Below are 19,860 nucleotides of genomic sequence, written 5' to 3' on the forward strand. Positions count from 1 at the left end.
AACAGGGCCAGTTCAGCCCAGAAGGACCAATGCGCTGCATACCGCCAGCCCGACGACGATGTTGATCGGCACGCCGATCCGCACGAAGTCGGCAAAGCGATAGTCGCCCGCGGCATAGACCAGCGCGTTGGTCTGATAGCCGATCGGCGTCGCGAAACAGGCCGAAGCGCCGATCATCAGCGCGATCACGAGCGGGCGCGCGTCCACGCCCAATTGATGCGCCAGCGCAATGGTGATCGGCGTCAGCAGCGCCGCCACCGCATTGTTGCTGAGCAGTTCGGACAGGATAAGCGACGCGAAATAGACGATGAAGATGAGGGTCCAGGCCGGCGCGACCTGCATCAGCGGCGTGATCCAGCCAACCATCAACGCGACGCTGCCCGCCTGCTCCAGCGCCAGCCCCACGGCCAGCATTGCGAAGATCAGGATCAGCGTGTCGCCGTCGATCGCGCCCCAGGCTTCCTCCGGGTCGATGCAGCGGGTGACCAGGATCAGGCCCACGGCGATCACCGCGGCCATGCCGATGCCGACCACATCGAAGGCGGACAGCAGCACCGCGCCCGCCATCGCGGCGATCGCGATCCACGCCTTGCGCGGGCGGAAGGCGCGGGTGCGGCTGATATCGACGCCGATCAGGTGCGGATTGTCCTTGAGCGAGCGCATCGCGTCGTCGCCGCCGGCCACCAGCAACCGGTCAGCGCCGCGAACCCGCGTTTCGGCCAAGTCCGGCCCCGGCAGGTGGCGCGCGCGATGGATGCCGATGATCCGCACGCGCAGCGCATGGAGGAAGGGGATGTCGCCCAGCCGCTCGCCGATCGACGGGTGACTGGGCGCGACCATCGCCTCGACCACGGTTCCGTCCTGCGCGCTGGTGCGCGAATCGGCGGCGACGCCCAGTTCGAACCGGCCCGATTCGCGCAACGTCATGATCGCCGCGCCATCCGCCCGCACGATCAGATGATCGCCGGACCGCAATTCCTCCGTCTCCAGCCCCTGCCGCCTGATGTCGCCGCTCCGCTTGAGGCCGAGCAATTGCACCGATCGCCCGAACAGGCCCAGCGCGCCGATCTCGCGCCCGATATCGTCGCTATCCTGCGGCACGACCAGTTCGGTCAGATAATCCTGGACCGCCGTGCCGCCATCCTCCCCCGCGATCGACGGGGGATCGCTGGGCAGCAGGAAGGACAGGCAGAGCAGCGCCACGATGCCCGCCGCCGCGCCCGCCGCGCCATACAGCGTAATGTCGAAAATCCCGAACCGGTCCATGCCCTGTTCGGCGGCGATGCCAGCGACGACCAGATTGGTGGAGGTGCCGACCAGGGTCAGACAGCCGCCCAGCACCGCGACGACGTTCATCGGGATCAACAATTTCTTGACCGGATAGCCGGTCGCCTGCGCCAGTTTGAACATGATCGGGATCAGCAGCACGACCACGGGCGTATTGTTGAGGAAGCCTGACAGCAGCAGCGCGCCCAGCCCGACTTCGGCCAGAGCGATGCGCGGATGGCGCTCCGCACGGGTCATGATGAGGTCGGCGACACGACCGATGACGCCGGTGCGGACCAGCGCACCCGACAGGACGAACATGGCCCCCACCGTCAGCGGCGCGCTGTTGGAAAAGACGGAAAACATCGCCTTTTCGTCCAGCATCCCGAATATGCCATAGGCGCAGGCGCCGACCACGGCGATAACCGTCGGCGAATAGCGTTCGCGCACGAAAGCGACGAACATGCAGGCGAGGATCAGCAGGCCGATTTCCGCGCGATAGACGCCCAGCAGCGCGTGGATGAAATGCATAAAACCCCCGTCGGATCGCGTGGTCGCGTATCCTTGCACGGGTGAAACGAAATGGGCCAGCCATGGTTGCATGGCTGGCCCGTGTCGCGGCGTTCAGGGGACGTTTTGACCGTCAATCCGCCTTTTTAATCTCAGCGTTTTTCGCGAAAAACGCTTTGACGCGCAATGACGCTCCCCAGGCTTACGCTCTGCCGCTCGCCCTCCCGCGGGCGATGAGTGTCACCTTATCGTAATGGAGGCGAGTCGTCTCGCATCGAATCGACATTGGGCGCGGGATCGGCGCGGTTCGGCGCATCGATAACGCCGAACGGTCCTAGGGTTATTCCGGTCGCTCGCCACATTGCGCGCGGTGCAGCAACTTCTGGTCGGCCAGCACCAGCGCCATCATCGCTTCGACCACCGGCACGCCGCGAATGCCGACGCAGGGGTCATGGCGGCCCTTGGTGATGATGTCGGCGGCAGCGCCTTCGCGCGTTACCGTTTCGACCGGGATCAGGATCGAACTGGTAGGCTTGAAGGCGACACGGACCTTGACCGGCTGGCCGGTGGCGATGCCGCCCGCGATGCCGCCCGCGTGGTTGGCGAGGAACACTGGCCCCTCACTGCCCCCATTCAAAGCCGGTCGCATCGGGTCCGCATTCTGCTCGCCGCGCAGGCGGGCGGCGGCGAAACCGTCGCCGATCTCGACGCCCTTGACCGCATTGATGCTCATCATCGCGCTCGCCAATTCGCCGTCGAGCTTGGCGTAGAGCGGCGCGCCCCAGCCGGCCGGCACACCGGACGCGATGCATTCGACCACCGCGCCGAGCGAGGAGCCGTCCAGCCGCGCGTCATCGACCAGCTTTTCCCAGCGCTTGGCCGCTTCCGCATCAGGGCAGAAGAAGGGATTCTGGCCGATCTGCGCGGGATCGAAGTTCGCATAGTCGATCCCGTCGCCGCCGATTTCGCTGACATAGGCGAAGATATCGACTTCAGGGATAACCGCCCGCGCGACCGCGCCCGCTGCGACCCGGCTGGCCGTCTCGCGCGCCGAGGAGCGCCCGCCGCCGCGATAGTCGCGAAAACCATATTTGGCGTCATAGGCATAGTCGGCATGGCCGGGGCGATAGGCCTTGGCGACGTCCGAATAATCCTTCGACCGCTGATCGGTATTCTCGATCATCAGGCTGATCGGCGTGCCGGTGGTCCGCCCTTCGAACACGCCAGACAGGATACGCACCTCATCCGCTTCGCGACGCTGGGTGGTGAATTTGGACGTGCCGGGCTTGCGCAGGTCAAGCCATGGCTGGATGTCGCTTTCGCTGAGCGGCAAACCCGGCGGGCACCCGTCCACGACCGCACCGATGGCAGGACCATGGCTCTCGCCCCAGGTGGTGAAGCGGAACACGCGCCCGAAACTGTTGAAACTCATATTCTCCTCTCCCCTTGGGGGACAGGAAGAGGCCCGCTCGGCGCAGCCGAGTGGGAAGGTGAGGGGTCAAGGCGCACCGTCATCGATATTGTCTCCAAAACCCCTTCGATATTGCGCATGATATCCGCATTAGCGAAACGGATGGTCCGAAATCCCTCGCGCTGCAATATCCGGAATCGCTGCTGATCGGCTGCTTCCCTAGCGGCATGGTCATCGCCGTCAACTTCGATGACTAGCCGAAGATCGGCGGCATAGAAATCGGCGATGAAGCCTGCCAGCCAGACCTGTCGGCGAAACTTGATGCCGTCCAACTGTCGGTTGCGCAGCTTCGCCCCCTGCTTCAGGGATTCGGGTGTTTCAGGATCGGGCCGCTTCATATCCCCCTCACCCGCCCATCGCTTCGCGATGGGCCCCTCCCTCTCCCCCCAAGGGGAGAGGGGTTTGACCTTACTTATCCAGCGCGATGTCCGGCGCGTCTTCGGCCTTCATCCCGATGACGTTATAGCCCGCATCGACATGGTGGATTTCGCCGGTCACGCCCGACGCCAGATCGGACAACAGATACAGGCCCGCGCCGCCGACATCCTCGATCGTGACGTTGCGGCGCAGCGGCGAGTTCAACTCGTTCCATTTCAGGATATAGCGGAAATCGCCGATGCCGCTGGCCGCCAGCGTCTTGATCGGGCCGGCGGAAATGGCGTTGACGCGGATATTTTCCGGGCCGAGGTCCATCGCCAGATATTTGACGCTGGTTTCCAGCGCCGCCTTCGCCACGCCCATGACGTTATAATGGGGGATGACCTTTTCCGCGCCATAATAGCTCAGCGTCAAGATACTGCCGCCATTAGGCATCAAAGCGCGCGCGCGCTTCGTGACTGCCACAAAACTGTAAGCAGACACGTTCATGGTCAGCAGGAAATTCTCCAGGCTGGTGTCGACATAGAGGCCGCGCAGCTCGTTCTTGTCGGAAAAGCCGATCGCGTGGACCACGAAATCGATCGTGCCCCAGCGCGCTTCCAGCTCGGCGAACGCCGCATCCAGCTTGTCCATGTCGGTGACGTCGCAGTCGATCAGGAAATCGGAGCCGACCTGCTCCGCGAGCGGCCGCACCCGCTTGGCCAGCGCATCGCCCTGGTAGGAAAAGGCCAGTTCCGCGCCATGCGCGTGCAATTGCTGCGCAATGCCCCAGGCGAGCGACTTGTCGTTCGCCAGCCCCATGATGAGCCCGCGCTTTCCTGCCATCAAGCCGTTCATATCGTCGTTCCGTTCCCTTGGTCCTTCGCCGCCGCGTCCAGTTCCTCTTCGGGAAATTCCGCCAGCGCCGCATTTAATTCCGCGCCAATTACCACGCCAAGCCCGACGAGAAAGAAAAAAATGAGGGTGATCATGACACCCGCCAGACTGCCATAGGTCCGGCCATAGCCGCCCAGCAGCGACAGGGTGGGCGGCAACAGCAGCACCGTCCCATACCACCAGAGCGACGTCGCCACCGCGCCGGGCCATTTGGGGAAACGGCGCGGCTTGTAAGCGGTAGGCGTCAAGGCCGCGAACAGCGACCATAAGGCAAGGCAGGTTATCGCCATCGGCACCAGCTTCGCCGACGCGACCAGGCCGATGGCGTCGTCCGCCCAGGGCAGGATATTGTGGAGGAACTGGTCGAGGCCGGTGATCGCCACCTGCAACGAAAAAGCGAACATCAGCGCGAAGACGCTGACCAGCGTGATGCCGATCGCGCCCAGCCGATAGCGCCAGAAAGGCTTGGTGCTCTTGGTGCCATAGGCGCGGCGGAGAATGTCGCGGATCGTTTCTATGAGGCTGCCCACGGTCCACAGCCCGACCAGGCCGCCCAACCACAGCAGAGGACCGCTGCGCGCGGTCAGCACGTCGCTGATCGGCTGGCGCACCACATCGGCGACGCCGCGCGGCACGGTATAGAGAAAGGCGTTGACCGCCTGCACGCCGTCCTGCGTGCGGCCAAAGATGCTGGCCACAGCCGCCGCGACGATGAAAAAGGGAAACAGCGTCATCAGCGACAGATAGGCCAGATTGCCGGCATGGATGAAGCCGTCGCTATAGGTGCCGACCGCCACCCGCTTCATCACCTCGAACAGATGGGAGCCAGGCCGCACCCGGTCCATTTGCCGATGAAAATGCGCCCGCGCTTCATGCGTCACCTGGCGGCGGGATTCGGGCGACAGGGGCGATGGCATCGGCATATATGGACTAACGCATCATACGCCCATATGGGCGCGCACCGGCCGTTCGTCCTGCCAGCTTTCCACCAGCGCCTGGATCGCCGGGTCGTCGGCCGGCACGTCGATCTGGAGCGTGACCAACTGGTCGCCGCGCTGGCCGCTTTTGCCGGTAAAGCCCTTGCCGCGCAGCCGCAGCGTCTTGCCCGACGTCGCGCCAGCCGCCACGCCCAGCATCACCGGGCCGTCCACCGTCGGCGCCTTGACCTTCCCGCCCTTCACCGCCTCATCGAGCGTGATGGGCAGGTCCAGCAGCACATTGTCGCCGTCGCGGATGAAGAAGGGGTGCGGCTTCACCTCGATCGTGACGATCGCATCGCCCGCCCCGCCCGGCCCGGCCTGCCCCTTGCCCGACAGGCGCATCTGCGTCCCGCTTTCCACCCCAGCGGGCAGCTTCAGGTCGATGGTCTTGCCATCCTGCAAAGTGATCCGCTGCGGCGCGAGGGTGGCCGCGTCGGTGAACTGGACCGCCAGCCGATAGGCGACATTGGCGCCCTTTGGCGGTGGCGCCTGCCGCCCGAAACCGCCGCCACCGCCCGCACGACGCCCGGCGCCGCCGAACAGCCCTTCGAAAATATCGCCGAAATCCGCGCCGCCCTGATCGAAGCCGCCGCCCGGCTGGCCGCGAAAACCGCCGCCGCCCCCGCCGCCATAGCCAAAGGGCGCGGCCGGATTGCCGTCGCCGTCAATCTCCCCCCGGTCGAAACGGGCGCGCTTATCCTTGTCGGACAGCAGGTCATAGGCGTTGGTCACGGCGGAAAATTTGTCCGCCGCCCTGGGGTTATCCTTGTTCTTGTCGGGGTGCAGTTCCTTGGCGAGCTTGCGATAGGCGGATTTAATCTCCGCATCGGTCGCGCTGCGCGTCACACCCAAAAGGGAATAGGGATCGGCCATCATTCTACCTGTTGCACAAAAGCATCACTTCCCGACTATGTGGACGATGCCGCGCCCACATTCAAGCCGGGGATGGCGCAAGGGGCGACCGGACTTCCCCTTATCGACACTTTTGCTCCCCTCCCGTAAGAATGCGCCATGACCGATCCCTTCGCCCTGTTCGACGAGTGGTACGCGCAGGCGCGCGACACCGAAATCAACGATAGCAACGCCATGGCGCTGGCCACAGCCGATGCGCGCGGGCGGCCGTCCGTGCGCATGGTGCTGCTCAAGGGCCATGGTCCCGACGGCTTCGTCTTCTACACCAATTTCGAAGGACGCAAGGCGGGCGATCTGCTGGAAAATCCCCACGCCGCGCTGCTCTTCCACTGGAAATCGCTGCGCCGCCAGATTCGTGTCGAAGGGGCGGTAGGCCCTGTAGACGACGCCACCGCCGACGTCTATTTCGCGACCCGCAGCCGCGACAGCCAACTGGGCGCCTGGGCATCAGACCAGTCCCGCCCCCTGCCCGACCGGCAGACCTTCATGGACCGGTTCGAGGCGGCCAGCGCCCGGTTCGAGGGCGGCCCGGTGCCGCGCCCGCCGCATTGGTCGGGCTTCCGCCTCACCCCCGAACGGATCGAATATTGGCAGGATCGCGAACACCGGCTGCACGAACGCCGCCTGTTCGAACGGGTCGGCGATAGTTGGATCGAAGGACTGCTCTACCCCTGACCCGTATATCCAAGGGCGTGGAAAGGCGCGACTGCTTCGTCTTCCCTGATGCGACTGGACGCGCCGCGATTGCGGGTGGCCCATGCGCCTGTTAGGTGTCGGCCTGACAGACGTACAATAGGCGGGGGCTGCGCACGGGCAGCCTAAAGGGATTTGATGCGAAACAGACTGACAGTCTTCATCCTCATCGGCATGGTCCTGGGGGTGATCACGGGCTTCGTGGCCAATCTTTGGGTCGGCGGCGACGAAACGCTGGCAAAGGATGTGGCGGGCTATTTCCACCTTCTGGCCGACATATTCCTGCACCTGATCAAGATGATCATCGCGCCTTTAGTCTTTTCCACGCTGGTCGCGGGCATCGCCCATATGGGCGACAGCGCGGCGCTGGGGCGGATCGGCGGGCGGGCGCTCGCCTGGTTCATCATCGCCAGCCTGATTTCGCTGACGCTGGGCCTGATCTTCGTCAACTTCTTCGCACCGGGCGAGGGCCTCAACCTGGTCCGCTCCGGCGCGGATGCGGGCGTCAATACCGAAGCGCTCAACTTCCGCGACTTCATCCTCCATGTCTTCCCGACCTCCATGATCGGGGCGATGGCGGACAACCAGATCCTGCAGATCGTCGTCTTCTCGCTGTTCGTGGGCGTGGCGCTCACCGCCATCGGCGACAAGGGCAAGCCGATCGTCACCATGATCGAGGCGATGGTCGAACTGATGCTGCAAGTGACCGGCTATGTCATGCGCGTAGCCCCGTTCGCGGTGTTCGGCGCGCTGGCCTCGTCCGTCACGGTGCAGGGGCTGGGCGTGCTCAAAACCTATGGCGAACTGGTCGGCGAATTCTACATCGCGCTGTTCTGCTTGTGGCTGCTGCTGTTCGGCGCCGGATCGATTTTCCTCGGCAAGCGGATGTTCAAGCTGATCCGCTATGTCCGCGAACCGATCCTGATCGCCTTCTCCACCGCCTCGTCCGAAGCCGCCTATCCCAAGATGCTGGAGCAGCTCGACCGCTTCGGCATCCCGCGCCGTATCTACAGCTTCGTGCTGCCCCTGGGCTACAGCTTCAACCTCGACGGGTCGATGATGTATTCGACCTTCGCGACGATCTTCATCGCCCAGGCCTATGGCATCGACCTGCCGATCGCGACGCAGATCACCATCCTGCTCGTGCTGATGGTCACCAGCAAGGGCATCGCCGCGGTTCCGCGCGCCAGCCTCGTGGTGGTCGCCGCGACGCTGGGCCAGTTCGACCTGCCGGTCGAAGGCATCGCCTTCATCCTGGCGGTCGATCACTTCATGGACATGGGCCGCACCGCAACCAACGTGCTGGGCAACGCCATCGCCACGTCGGTCATCACCAAATGGGAAGGGATGCTGGAGGTCGAGGAGCCGATCGACGTGCCCCATCCCAAGGCGCCGGCGCATGGCGCCGCTCATGGCCGCGCGGGACTGGAACTCGCGTCCGACATGGTGGACGACCGGCACAAGGAGTAATCAAGGATAGCATGTGCTCCCGCGCAGGCGGGACCCGATCCTCCTTCACCATAGCACCCCGCGCACCGGCTTAGCCGGCTCTGGCGCGGGGTCGCCGATCGACTGGAGCAGGTCGATCTCGATTGTTCGGCACATCGCCGTCAAAGGCACGTCATGCACGGTATCGCCAAAGGGATCGGTCAGGTCATCGCCGATCCGCAGGACCGCGACGAACATCAGCCCCGCCACCGTGGAGCCGAGCGGCGTGGCCAAGCCCAGCGTTTCAACCAGGCCGATCGGCAGGAACAGACAGAAAAGATGCGTGAAGATGGTCGGTAGATAACGATACTGCACCGGCAGCGGCGTGTTTTTCAGGCGTTCCATTCCACCCTGCGCATTGGCGATGTCGATCAGCACCGCCTCCATCTGCGTTTGCTGGATCGTGTCGATCCACCCTTCGCGCCGGGCGATGTCGATCCGTCGCCCGGTGCTGTCGAGCAGGCCGTTGGCCGGGTTCGCGCGAGCCAGCGCCTTGCCCTTATCCTCTTCTCGCAGGAAGGTCGTGACGTCCGTGCCGATCGGCTGGCGGCGCAACTGGCAACGCAGCGCATTCACATAGGCGATCTGGCGCATCACGATCTCGCGCTTCAGGTCGCGCGCCTCCGGATCGGGCAGGAAATTGCGCGTGGCGCGCGCCAGGCTGCGCGACGCATTGATCATCGCGCCCCACAGAACCCGCCCTTCCCACCAGCGTTGATAGGCGCTGTTGGACCGGAAGCCCAGAAACAGCGCCAGCGCCGTACCAAAAATGGTGAGCGGCAGCGACGGCGCCTTGAAAGGCAGAACATAATAAGTGAGTGTCACGGCGCAATCCCATATGAACAGCGCGGTCAGCGGCTTCCAGACTTCGGACGCCATCCGGCGCATGCTGGGGACAGGATCGATGATCATGCAGGTCTCCGAAAATAATCGACTGCGGTAACGCCAGCGTCGCGGTAATGCTCCCTTGATGCCATAGCGAAACGAAATATCCCGGCCGACGCAACTCGTACCGCCGCGGCTCGTTGAACCGAGAAGCGAACGGAGAAGCCTGTGACCAGCGACGCGCCCGACAGCAGCGGCCAGACGGCGGCGCTCTCGCTTCAGTGGCAGATGCTGGCCGGCTTCCTGATCGGCCTGATCCTGGGCCTGGGCGTCTATATGACGGTGCCCGACGCGCGCTGGGTCGATGCCATCACCACCTATGTCACCGGGCCGATCGGGCAGATTTTCCTACGACTGCTGTTCATGCTGATCATCCCGCTGCTGGTGTCGGCGCTGATCGTGGGCATCGCCGAAATGGGCGAGATGCGATCGCTGCGGCGGATCGGCCTGCGCACGCTTGTCTACACGCTGATCGTATCGGGCATCGCCGTCGTCATCAGCCTGCTGCTGGTCAATCTGCTGCGGCCGGGCGGCGGAGTGGATCCCGCCCAGGCGCAGGCGATGCTGGCCGATGCGGGCGCGGGGGCCAAAGCGATTCTCGTCCGCAGCGGCGACACGCCGACGGGGATGCAGGCGCTGATCGCGATCATCCCCGACAACATTATCGGCGCGATGGCCGATAATGACATATTGGCGGTGATGGTCTTTGCGCTCTTCTTCGGCATTGGCCTCGTGCTGGTGCAGACCGAACAGTCGAAGATGTTGCTCAATGCGATGGAGGGGCTGTTCGACGTGACGATGCGGCTGATCGGCATCGTCATCCGCCTCGCCCCGATCGCCATCGCCTGCTTCATGTTCAATCTGGCTGCGCAGTTCGGCTGGGACTTGCTGATCCGCCTGTCCGCCTATGTCGGCGTCGTGCTGCTGGCATTGGCGATCCAGATGTTCGTCGTTTATCCGCTACTCATCGCCCTGCTTGCGCGCCGTTCCCCCCTCGCCTTCTTCGCGGCGGTGCAGGAGGCCAGCGTCATGGCCTTCGCCACCGCCTCCTCCAACGCCACCCTGCCCACCGCCATTCGCGTGGCGGAGGACAAGTTGCACCTGCCGCGCCGCATCGCCCGCTTCGTCCTCACCATCGGCGCGACCGCCAACCAGAATGGCACGGCGATGTTCGAAGGCATCACCGTCCTCTTCCTCGCCCAGTTTTTCGGCGTCGACCTCAGTCTGACGCAGCAGTTGATGGTGATGCTGGTGTGCATATTGGGCGGGGTCGGCACTGCGGGGGTGCCCGCCGGATCGCTGCCGGTCGTCGCGATGATCCTGGGCATGGTCGGCGTGCCGCCCGAAGGAATCGGGCTGGTGCTGGGCGTCGATCGTTTCCTCGACATGTGCCGCACCAGCCTGAACGTGACGGGCGACCTGGTGGCCGCAACCGTGATAGCAGCAGGCGAAGAGGATGGACGGGAGCGCATAGCGGCATGAGCAGGATCGGGGAAAGAGCGGGCGCCGGGATCGTGGCGCTGGTCGCGATCGCGGGCCTCGCGGTCCAGTTCGACGCCACCCTGGCGCAGACCTGGTCGGTTGGTGAAACGCTCTGGACGCTGATCCGCTTCTTCACCGTGCTGGCCAATATCCTGGTTGCAGGGACGCTGGCGGCGGTCGCGATCAGCGTGCGGGTTTCACCCCGGCTGGTCGGCGGGATGCTGCTGGCGATCCTGCTTGTCGGCATTGTCTATGGCCTGCTGCTGCGCGGCCTGCTGTCCCTGAGCGGTGGCGCGCTGTTGGCCGATACGCTGCTGCACAAGGTCACGCCCCTGATCACGCCGCTCTGGTGGATCGCCTTTGCGCGCAAGGGACGGCTTGGCTGGCGCGATCCCTGGGTCTGGGCAATTTTTCCCGCGCTCTATCTGCCCTACGCCCTGCTGCACGGCATGATGGAGGGAAGCTATGCCTATCCCTTCATCAATGTCGCGAAGCTGGGCATCGGCCAGGTGGCGCTCAACGCCACGCTGATGGCGGCAGGCTTCGTCGCCGCGGGCTATGCGCTGGTGTGGATCGACCGGCGATTTAGCGCGCGGCCTTAGCCGCCTCCGCCCACCAGATGAGGTTGTTGGCGAACCCGGCAAAGCCGCGCTCCAGCGCCGCGCCACCCTCGCCCTGCGACTGGGCCTGTTCGTCCAGCGCCTGGCCAATCTGGCCGACGCTCAGCCGCTCCGGCACCACGGCCATGCCCATCGCCGCCAGCGTCACCGTCCAGTCGGCGTGGCTGTTGACCCCCGCGAAACGCCCCATCGAATAGCTGGCGATGGCGGCAGGACGGCGGTCGAACTCTTTGAGATAATGATCGACCAGATTTTTGAGGCCCGGCTGCATCCCGCGATTATATTCGCCCGCGACGAACACGAAGGCATCGGCGGCGGACAGACGATCCGACAGTTGCGCCATCGCGGCGGGCGCTTCCCCGGCGGGATAATCGCTGTAGCGCAGGTCCAGCATGGGCAGGTCGACCGCCTTGGCATCGACCAGTTCGGCTTTGTGGCCCAGCCCCTCAAACCCGCGAACCAGATAGTCGGCGAGCCGGATACCGAGCCGGCCACGGCGATAGGAGCCATAAAGGACGAGAATGTCGAGCGCCATGCGAAGCCTTCCCTGTTGGTAAGGCGTGGTCTTCGCATGGCTGTGTGGCGGGGTCCAGACAGTCAATGCTCCGGCGCAGGCCGGAGCCCAGTTCCGCCCTATCGCACGGAATCGACGGCAGGACCGCCCCCCTGCGCGGGAGCACCATGTATCTACCGCAGCTTGGCGATATTCACACTGTCTTCCTTGGCGCGCGCCTTGACCGATTCTTCGGTGCGGGTCAGCGCCTTGGCGATGGCTTTCAGGCCCATGCCCTTCTTCGCCAACATGTGCAGTTTCTGGATCTCGTCCTGGGTCCAGGCCTGCTTGTGACGCTCGAAGCGTTGTTCGGCCATCGCTCTTAATCCGCGAAGGGATCGCGCACGAGGATGGTGTCCTCGCGCTCAGGACTGGTCGAAACGAGCGTGACCGGGCAACCGATCAGTTCCTCGATCCGGCGGATATATTTGACCGCCTGCGCCGGGAGTTCGGCCCAACTGCGCGCGCCGGCGGTGGTGTCGTGCCAACCCTCGATCGTTTCATAGATCGGCTGCGCCTTCGCTTGGTCCTGCGCATGGGCGGGCAGATAGTCGAACCTCTGGTCGCCGATCTGATAGCCGACGCAGATCTTCAGTTCATCGAAGCCGTCCAGCACGTCCAGCTTGGTGAGCGCGACGCCGGTGACGCCCGACACCGCGATCGACTGGCGCACCAGCACCGCGTCGAACCAGCCGCAGCGGCGCTTACGGCCGGTGACGGTGCCGAATTCATGGCCGCGTTCGCCCAGCCGCTGGCCGGTTTCATCCTCCAATTCGGTCGGGAACGGGCCGGAACCCACGCGGGTGGTATAGGCCTTGACGATGCCCAGCACGAAGCCCGCCGCATTGGGGCCAAGGCCGGTGCCGCTCGCCGCCGTGCCCGCCACCGTGTTGGACGATGTGACGAAGGGATAGGTGCCGTGATCGATGTCGAGCAAGGTGCCCTGCGCGCCTTCGAACAATATACGCTTGCCCGCCGCCTTCGCCTTGTTGAGCGTTAGCCAGACCGGCTTGACGAAGGGCAGGATGAAGGCCGCAATCTCGGTCAGCTCCGCCATCAGCGCGGCGCGGTCGATCGGCGCTTCGCCGAAACCGGCGCGCAGCGCGTCATGATGGGCGGTCAGCCGGTCGATCTGGAGGTCCAGGTCGTCCAGATGCGCCAGGTCGCAGACGCGGATGGCGCGGCGGCCGACCTTGTCCTCATAAGCCGGGCCGATGCCGCGGCGGGTGGTGCCGATCTTGCCCGCGCCCGATGCGTCTTCGCGCAGGCCATCAAGGTCGCGGTGGAAGGGCAGGATCAGCGGGCAGGTTTCCGCGATCTGGAGATTGTCGGGCGTGATGGTGACGCCCTGCCCCTTCAGCTTCGCCACTTCATCGCGGAAATGCCAGGGGTCCAGCACCACGCCATTGCCGATGACCGACAGCGTGCCGCGCACGATGCCCGACGGCAGCAACGAGAGCTTATAGACCTTCTCGCCCACGACCAGCGTATGGCCGGCATTATGGCCGCCCTGGAAACGGGCGACGACGTCGGCGCGCTCCGACAGCCAGTCGACGATCTTGCCCTTGCCTTCGTCGCCCCACTGAGCGCCGATCACGGTTACATTTGCCACAGATACAGTCCTCCGCCCGCCGCGCGGACCGGCCATGCCCTTCGACGGGACTCGGCATGCCGGTGGGATCAAGCAGGCGCGTATGACGCCCTGTTTCGGGGCGCGCGTTAGCCGCGCTACCCCGGTCAAGTCAAGTCAATAGGCGCACGGCTCCGCGCCATCCAGCCAGTGCGAACAGCGCTGGGCCGCGCCATCTTCGTCGCCGGACAGCGCCGCGACGGTTTGCCAGCCCTCGGCGCGCAGCGCGTTCGCGCGGCCTGCGTCATGGCCCAGCGGCAGGAACAGGCGCCGGGGCGCTTCCCCGCCGAAACCCGCGTCGATCAGCGGGTCGGGATAGAGGGAGAAGCCCATAGCCGGTTCATCCGCGCCATCCGCTCGCGCGATGGCGTAGCTGCCGCCGCGACCGATCTCGCCAATGAAACCCTCGGCGAAGATGGAGAAGCCGAACCAGTTCTGAAATTCGAAACCGTGCCGTTCGGTCGGATCGAGTGTCAGCGTGATGTCCCAGCCGATCGGCTTGGCGATGGCGCGCAGACCCGCGATGCGGCTGTCGATCGCGCCGCCCAGTTGCGCGTTAAACGCTTCGAGCCGGTCCATCGCGGCATGGAAAGGGCCGGTCGCTTCGATCAGCGGCAGATAGGCGGCGGCAGCCGGGCTGATGGCGACCAATGCGCCCGCATCCTTGGCGTCCAGCCCGGCGCGGACCGCCTCTATCTCCTGCGCGCCGAGCGGCAGCGGGCCGGCGGCCAGCGCGTCGATCAGGTCGGGCAAGGTGAAGTCGATGGTGATGCCGGTCACGCCCGCGGCGGTCAGCGCCTCGATCGCGATATTCACGATCTCCACCGCGGCGGCCGTGCCGTCGCTGCCGATCAATTCAGCGCCGAGCTGCAATTTCTCGCGTTCGGGGCGCAACTGGCTGGCCTTCTGGCGGATGACCGGACCGGCATAGGAGAGGCGCAGCGGACGCGGCGCGGCGGCCATCCGCGTAGCGGCGATGCGGCCGACCTGCGCGGTCATGTCCGGGCGAAAGGCCAGGCTGCGCTGCGACACGGGATCGACCACGCGGACCAGATCCTGCGCACGCATCGATTTGAGACGCTGGGTCAGCGTATCCTCAAACTCCGCAAGCGGCGGCATGACCCGTTCATAGCCATGGGTCGCCACCGTATCGAGCACGCGGCGCGCCAGGCGCGCGGAGGCTTCGGCCTGGGGCGGCAGGCGATCGGATAGGCCTTCGGGCAAGAGGCTGGGCGGAATCACGGCAGGCACCTTTACTCCCTCTCCCCTGGGGGAGAGGGTCTTTAGAGTTTAAGCAAACCGCAGCAACTTGACCTGCTTCACGCCGGTCAGATTGCAGATTTCCCAGCGCAGCGGTTCGGTGACGGTGCCGTCGACCGACAACAGGAGAACGGCTTCACCGCCCTGGTTGCGACGGCCCAGGTGGAAGGTGCCGATGTTGACATCCGATTCGCCCAGCTTGCTCCCCAGGCGACCGATGAAGCCCGGCGCGTCCTGGTTGACGATATAGAGCATCGTGCCGTCCAGATCGGCTTCCACCTTGATGCCGAACAGTTCGACCAGGCGTGGCGACGCATGGCCGAACAGCGTGCCGGCGACCGAGCGCTCGCCATTTTCGGTGGTCACGGTAACGCGCACCAAAGTCTGGTAGTCGCCTTCGCGGTCGTGGCGCACTTCGCGCACGTCCAGCCCGCGTTCCTTGGCCAGGAAAGGCGCGTTGACCATGTTCACCGTGTCCGAATAGACGCGCATCAGGCCCGCCAGCACGGCGGCGGTGATCGGCTTCTGGTTCAGTTCGGCGGCATGGCCTTCGACTTCCACCGCAACGCCGGTGATCGCGTCGCCTTCCAGCTGGCCGACCAGGCTGCCCAGCTTTTCGGCGATCGCCATATAGGGCTTGAGCTTGGGGGCTTCTTCGGCGCTGAGCGAGGGGACGTTGAGCGCGTTGGTGATGCCGCCGTCGAGCAGATAGTCGGACAACTGGTCGGCGACCTGGAGCGCCACATTGACCTGCGCTTCGTCGGTCGACGCGCCCAGATGCGGGGTGCAGATGAAGTTGGGCGTGCCGAACAAAGGCGATTCCTTCGCCGGTTCCTGCACGAACACGTCGAGCGCGGCGCCCGCGACATGGCCCGAATCCATCGCCTCCTTGAGCGCGGCTTCATCGATCAGCCCGCCACGCGCGCAGTTGATGATGCGCACGCCCTTCTTGGTCTTGGCGAGGTTTTCCTTGCTCAGGATGTTGCGGGTCTGGTCGGTCAGCGGCGTGTGCAGGGTGATGAAGTCGGCTTTCGCCAGCAGCGTGTCGAGATCGGCCTTTTCCACGCCCATTTCGATGGCGCGTTCGGGCGTCAGGAACGGATCGAAGGCGACGACCTTCATCTTGAGGCCCAGTGCGCGGCTGGCGACGATCGACCCGATATTGCCCGCGCCGATCAGGCCCAGCGTCTTGCCGGTGACTTCCACGCCCATGAAGCCGTTCTTGGGCCACAGGCCCTGCTGCGTCTGGGCATTGGCCTCTGGCAACTGGCGGGCCAGTGCGAACATCAGCGCGATGGCGTGTTCGGCGGTGGTGATGGAGTTGCCGAACGGCGTGTTCATGACGATCACGCCCTTGGCCGAGGCATAGGGGATGTCGACATTGTCGACGCCGATGCCGGCGCGGCCGATCACCTTCAGGTTGGTGGCGGCGTCGAGGATCGCCTTCGTCACCTTGGTCGAGGAGCGGATGGCCAGACCATCATAGTCGCCGATGATGGCGATCAGTTCTTCGGGCGTCTTGCCGGTGATTTCGTCGACTTCCACGCCGCGCTCACGGAAGATCGCGGCTGCGCGGGGGTCCATCTTGTCGGAAATAAGGACTTTGGGCATGTGTGTTTCCTTTGGAAATATATTCGTCATCCCCGCGAAGGCGGGGATCCATCTCTCGACGTTGCACCTATCGATAGGGCTGGAGATGGACTCCCGCCTTCGCGGGAATGACGACAATTATGAGAGTTAAGCGGCAGCCTTGGTCTGGGCATAGGCCCAGTCGAGCCACGGCCCCAGCGCTTCGATATCCGCCGTTTCGACGGTCGCGCCGCACCAGATGCGCAGGCCGGCCGGGGCATCGCGATAACCGGCGATGTCAAAGGCGGCGCCTTCCTTTTCGAGGAGGGCGGCGAAGGCCTTGATGAAGGCTTCGTCGGCGCCTTCGACGGTCAGGCAGACGCTGGTCTTCGACCGCGACGCTTCGTCGACGGCGAGATGGCCGAGCCAGTCGCGCTCCGCGACGATCTTGCCCAGCGCGGCGGCATTGGCGTCGCTGCGCGCGATCAGGCCGGCCGAACCGCCCAGCGACTTGCCCCATTCCAGCGCGAAGATCGCATCTTCAACCGCCAGCATGGACGGCGTGTTGATGGTTTCGCCCTTGAACACGCCTTCGGCCAGCTTGCCCTTCGACACCAGGCGGAACACCTTGGGCAGCGGCCAGGCGGGGGTGTAGGTTTCGAGGCGTTCGACCGCGCGCGGGCCAAGGATCAGCACGCCATGGCCGCCCTCGCCGCCCAGCACCTTTTGCCAGGAGAAGGTGGCGACGTCGATCTTCGCCCAGTCGATGTCATAGGCGAACACCGCGCTGGTGGCGTCGGCAAAGGTCAGGCCCTCGCGATCGGCGGGAATGAAGTCCGCATTCGGCACGCGCACGCCCGACGTGGTGCCGTTCCAGGTGAACAGCACGTCGTTGCTGAAATCGACGGCGCTCAGATCGGGCAACTGGCCATAATCGGCGCGGATGACGGTCGGGTCCAGCTTCAACTGCTTGGCGGCGTCGGTCACCCAGCCTTCACCGAAACTTTCCCACGCGATGGTGGTGACGGGGCGGGCGCCCAGCATCGTCCACATCGCCATTTCGAACGCGCCGGTGTCGGACCCCGGCACGATGCCGATGCGGTGGGTGTCGGGCAGGTTCAGCAGCTCGCGCATCAGGTCGATGCTGTAAGCGAGGCGAGTCTTGCCGATCTTGGCGCGATGCGAGCGGCCGAGCGAGTCGGTGGCCAGCTTGTCGGCGCTCCAGCCAGGCGGCTTGGCGCAGGGACCGGAAGAGAAAAAGGGGCGGGCCGGACGAGTTGCGGGCTTTGCGGCAGGCGCAAGGGTGGCGTCAACGGCAGTCATATCAGTCATGTAGCGTCTCCTTACAGAGAGCAGCGCGGCGTTGGGACCGCGTGGCCCGTCGGCGGCACTAGTCGCCGCGAAAAAAGAGTCAAGCCGTTTGTCGAAATGCGACGAACGGTGCGAGCGGTTAACTTTCGTAAAGATTCACGATGGTAAACACCTGATTCATGGAAGAGCGGGCGACAGAAACGGGATTTTTGCGCGGCGCGGCCCTGGCCGTGCTTTGCGCAATCATGCTGAACGCATGTGGCGGCGACCTGGTCCCGCGTGGCCGCGTAGCGAACATATCCAAGCCCCCGCCAGCCCGCGCCCCGGCGCAACCCGCGCTGGAAACGCGCCAATGTTTCGCCAAACTCCAATCGCAGGCGGTGGCTTTCACCCCCCTGCCCGACCGCAATTTCGGCGGCGGGTGCAGCGCGGTGAACAGTGTTAAATTGATCGACATAGGCGTGCCGACAACCGGCATCGGCGCGATGACGTGCGATCTGGCCGCCAATTTCGCCGCCTGGGCGCGCTATGGCGTGCAGCCGGCTGCGCGGGTGATCTTCGGCGCGGAGATCGAGAAGATCGAGACGTTCGGCACCTATAATTGCCGCCCGATCGCGGGCAGCGGCAAATTGTCCGAACATGCGCACAGCAATGCGATCGACGTGTCCGCCTTCATCCTGAGCGATGGCCGGCGCATCAGCATCCAGAAGGACTGGAACGGCGACCGGCAGACCCGCCAGTTCCTGACGCTCGTCCACGCCAGCGCCTGCAAGCGGTTCAACACCGTCCTCAGTCCCGACTACAATGCTGCGCATCACGACCATTTCCATTTCGACATGGGCGGGCGTGGGGGGTTCTGCCGTTAGAATAATGGGCTGCGTGTTCCCGCCTGCACGGGAACACGCACCGTGGCTGCCCCGCGCCTTTATTGGAACGATGCAGACTTGGATTTGTCGCGGACGCGCACTAAGTTGGCGCCAATGACGAAAAAAGACATTGAAGAACGTAAATTCCGCCCAGCCCGCGAAGAGGCCGATGACGCGAAGAAGCAGGTCGGCACCCCCCAGACGCAGAGCGCTGCCTATAGACTCGCCTTTCAGGACAGCGAATTTCTGCTGCGCGAAGACCTGCGCCCGGTCCGTTTCCAGCTGGAATTATTGAAGCCCCAATTGCTGATGGACGAGGCGCAGATCGAATCGACCTTCGTCTTCTACGGCTCGGCACGCATCCCCGAACCCGATCAGGCGCAGGCGCGGATCGACGCCGCCACGACCCCGGAGCAGAAGCGGATCGCGGAAAATCTGGGCGCCAAGGCCCGCTATTATGAAGAAGCGCGCAAACTCGCCCGGATCGCCGCCCAATATCCGGTCAATGCGGAAGGATGCCGCCACTTCGTCGTCTGTTCGGGCGGCGGCCCATCGATCATGGAAGCCGCCAATCGCGGCGCGCAGGACGTCGGCCAGACCACGATCGGCATGAACATCGTCCTGCCGCATGAACAGGCGCCCAACCGCTTCGTGACGCCGGAGCTGAGCTTCCAATTCCACTATTTCGCGCTGCGCAAGATGCATTTCCTGTTGCGCGCCCGCGCGCTCGCAGTCTTCCCCGGCGGCTTCGGCACGTTCGACGAGATGTTCGAACTGCTGACCCTGATCCAGACCGGCAAGATGAAGCCGATCCCCATCTTGCTGTTCGGCAAGGATTTCTGGAACCGGGTGGTGGATTTCGAGGCGCTGGCGGACGAAGGCGTGATTGCGCACAGCGACCTCAACCTGCTGACTTGGGTCGAAACGGCGGAGGACGCCTGGACTGCGGTGCAGGCTTTCTATGAGGACAGTGAATCGTTGGCCTGCGGCTGAAACCCTCTCCCCTGAGAGGGGAGCGAGACTTGGCGGCTTTGCCGCCTAGTCGCAGCCGGAGAGGGGCCGCGTACCCCTCCTTCCCCTCTTCCAACTCCGCCTGACCGGCGGCGCCGG

19 protein-coding genes are annotated in these 19,860 nt (G+C 64.7%); 6 read left to right on the plus strand and 13 right to left on the minus strand.

Annotated features, from left to right (window positions below):
• Positions 1 to 12: 12 nt before the first annotated feature.
• The 6 genes from V473_RS13910 to V473_RS13935 form a co-directional block, all read right to left on the minus strand.
• Positions 13 to 1,797 carry an SLC13 family permease gene (locus tag V473_RS13910; RefSeq protein WP_066606136.1) on the minus strand — a complete coding sequence of 595 codons (1,785 nt, stop codon included), beginning with the start codon at positions 1,795 to 1,797 and terminating at the stop codon, positions 13 to 15.
• A gap of 319 nt (positions 1,798 to 2,116) precedes the next feature.
• Entirely contained in the window at positions 2,117 to 3,208 is a 1,092-nt protein-coding gene (gene aroC, locus V473_RS13915; protein WP_066606138.1) for a chorismate synthase, read from the minus strand.
• Positions 3,205 to 3,585 carry an endonuclease domain-containing protein gene (locus tag V473_RS13920; protein ID WP_066606140.1) on the minus strand — a complete coding sequence of 127 codons (381 nt, stop codon included), beginning with the start codon at positions 3,583 to 3,585 and terminating at the stop codon, positions 3,205 to 3,207. The genes aroC and V473_RS13920 overlap by 4 nt, the downstream gene beginning before the upstream one ends.
• A gap of 70 nt (positions 3,586 to 3,655) precedes the next feature.
• Positions 3,656 to 4,462, minus strand: a complete 807-nt coding sequence (fabI, locus tag V473_RS13925; RefSeq protein ID WP_066606147.1) for an enoyl-ACP reductase FabI — start codon at positions 4,460 to 4,462, stop codon at positions 3,656 to 3,658.
• A complete protein-coding gene (locus tag V473_RS13930) occupies positions 4,459 to 5,424 on the minus strand; it encodes a YihY/virulence factor BrkB family protein (protein ID WP_066606150.1) in 966 nt (321 codons plus the stop codon). The genes fabI and V473_RS13930 overlap by 4 nt, the downstream gene beginning before the upstream one ends.
• 15 nt (positions 5,425 to 5,439) lie before the next feature.
• Positions 5,440 to 6,354 (minus strand): DnaJ C-terminal domain-containing protein, encoded by a 915-nt coding sequence (locus V473_RS13935; protein ID WP_066607414.1) that lies wholly within the window; start codon positions 6,352 to 6,354, stop codon positions 5,440 to 5,442.
• 138 nt (positions 6,355 to 6,492) lie between these two features.
• Here V473_RS13935 and pdxH point away from each other — a divergent pair, with 138 nt between their 5' ends.
• Positions 6,493 to 7,068, plus strand: coding sequence for a pyridoxamine 5'-phosphate oxidase (gene pdxH / locus V473_RS13940; RefSeq protein WP_066606153.1), 576 nt, complete (start codon positions 6,493 to 6,495; stop codon positions 7,066 to 7,068).
• A 156-nt stretch (positions 7,069 to 7,224) separates the two neighbouring features.
• Positions 7,225 to 8,556 (plus strand): dicarboxylate/amino acid:cation symporter, encoded by a 1,332-nt coding sequence (locus tag V473_RS13945; protein ID WP_066606159.1) that lies wholly within the window; start codon positions 7,225 to 7,227, stop codon positions 8,554 to 8,556.
• Positions 8,557 to 8,601: 45 nt separating this feature from the next.
• Here V473_RS13945 and V473_RS13950 read toward each other — a convergent pair whose 3' ends face one another.
• Positions 8,602 to 9,486, minus strand: coding sequence for a bestrophin family protein (locus V473_RS13950; protein WP_066606162.1), 885 nt, complete (start codon positions 9,484 to 9,486; stop codon positions 8,602 to 8,604).
• A 201-nt stretch (positions 9,487 to 9,687) separates the two neighbouring features.
• Here V473_RS13950 and V473_RS13955 point away from each other — a divergent pair, with 201 nt between their 5' ends.
• Entirely contained in the window at positions 9,688 to 10,941 is a 1,254-nt protein-coding gene (locus tag V473_RS13955) for a dicarboxylate/amino acid:cation symporter (protein WP_082679168.1), read from the plus strand.
• Positions 10,938 to 11,543, plus strand: a complete 606-nt coding sequence (locus V473_RS13960) for a Pr6Pr family membrane protein (protein ID WP_066606168.1) — start codon at positions 10,938 to 10,940, stop codon at positions 11,541 to 11,543. The genes V473_RS13955 and V473_RS13960 overlap by 4 nt, the downstream gene beginning before the upstream one ends.
• Here V473_RS13960 and V473_RS13965 read toward each other — a convergent pair.
• The 6 genes from V473_RS13965 to V473_RS13990 all read right to left on the minus strand — a co-directional run bounded on the left by V473_RS13965 (position 11,527) and on the right by V473_RS13990 (position 17,905).
• Complete coding sequence (locus V473_RS13965; RefSeq protein ID WP_066606170.1) at positions 11,527 to 12,096, minus strand: NADPH-dependent FMN reductase; 570 nt, start codon at positions 12,094 to 12,096, stop codon at positions 11,527 to 11,529. The two genes, V473_RS13960 and V473_RS13965, sit on opposite strands and share 17 nt — an antisense overlap.
• Before the next feature lie 152 nt (positions 12,097 to 12,248).
• Positions 12,249 to 12,431, minus strand: a complete 183-nt coding sequence (locus V473_RS13970) for a hypothetical protein (protein ID WP_066606172.1) — start codon at positions 12,429 to 12,431, stop codon at positions 12,249 to 12,251.
• Positions 12,432 to 12,436: 5 nt separating this feature from the next.
• On the minus strand, positions 12,437 to 13,726 hold the full coding sequence (locus tag V473_RS13975; protein ID WP_066606179.1) for an adenylosuccinate synthase: 1,290 nt from the start codon (positions 13,724 to 13,726) through the stop codon (positions 12,437 to 12,439).
• 135 nt (positions 13,727 to 13,861) lie between these two features.
• On the minus strand, positions 13,862 to 14,995 hold the full coding sequence (locus V473_RS13980; RefSeq protein ID WP_201785526.1) for an ATP phosphoribosyltransferase regulatory subunit: 1,134 nt from the start codon (positions 14,993 to 14,995) through the stop codon (positions 13,862 to 13,864).
• Between the two features lie 39 nt (positions 14,996 to 15,034).
• Positions 15,035 to 16,615: a phosphoglycerate dehydrogenase gene (gene serA, locus V473_RS13985; RefSeq protein ID WP_066606185.1), complete on the minus strand. Its 1,581-nt coding sequence runs from the start codon at positions 16,613 to 16,615 to the stop codon at positions 15,035 to 15,037.
• Between the two features lie 126 nt (positions 16,616 to 16,741).
• Positions 16,742 to 17,905 carry a phosphoserine transaminase gene (locus tag V473_RS13990; RefSeq protein ID WP_066606188.1) on the minus strand — a complete coding sequence of 388 codons (1,164 nt, stop codon included), beginning with the start codon at positions 17,903 to 17,905 and terminating at the stop codon, positions 16,742 to 16,744.
• A gap of 158 nt (positions 17,906 to 18,063) precedes the next feature.
• Here V473_RS13990 and V473_RS13995 point away from each other — a divergent pair, with 158 nt between their 5' ends.
• Both V473_RS13995 and V473_RS14000 read left to right on the plus strand, forming a co-directional pair.
• The gene (locus tag V473_RS13995) at positions 18,064 to 18,750 is read left to right on the plus strand and encodes an extensin family protein (protein WP_066606191.1); all 687 of its coding nucleotides are present in this window, start codon (positions 18,064 to 18,066) and stop codon (positions 18,748 to 18,750) included.
• Positions 18,751 to 18,864: 114 nt separating this feature from the next.
• Positions 18,865 to 19,743, plus strand: a complete 879-nt coding sequence (locus tag V473_RS14000) for an LOG family protein (protein WP_066606194.1) — start codon at positions 18,865 to 18,867, stop codon at positions 19,741 to 19,743.
• Positions 19,744 to 19,860 lie beyond the last annotated feature (117 nt).

The organism is Sphingobium cupriresistens LL01 (genome assembly GCF_001046645.1).
Taxonomy (GTDB): domain Bacteria; phylum Pseudomonadota; class Alphaproteobacteria; order Sphingomonadales; family Sphingomonadaceae; genus Sphingobium; species Sphingobium cupriresistens.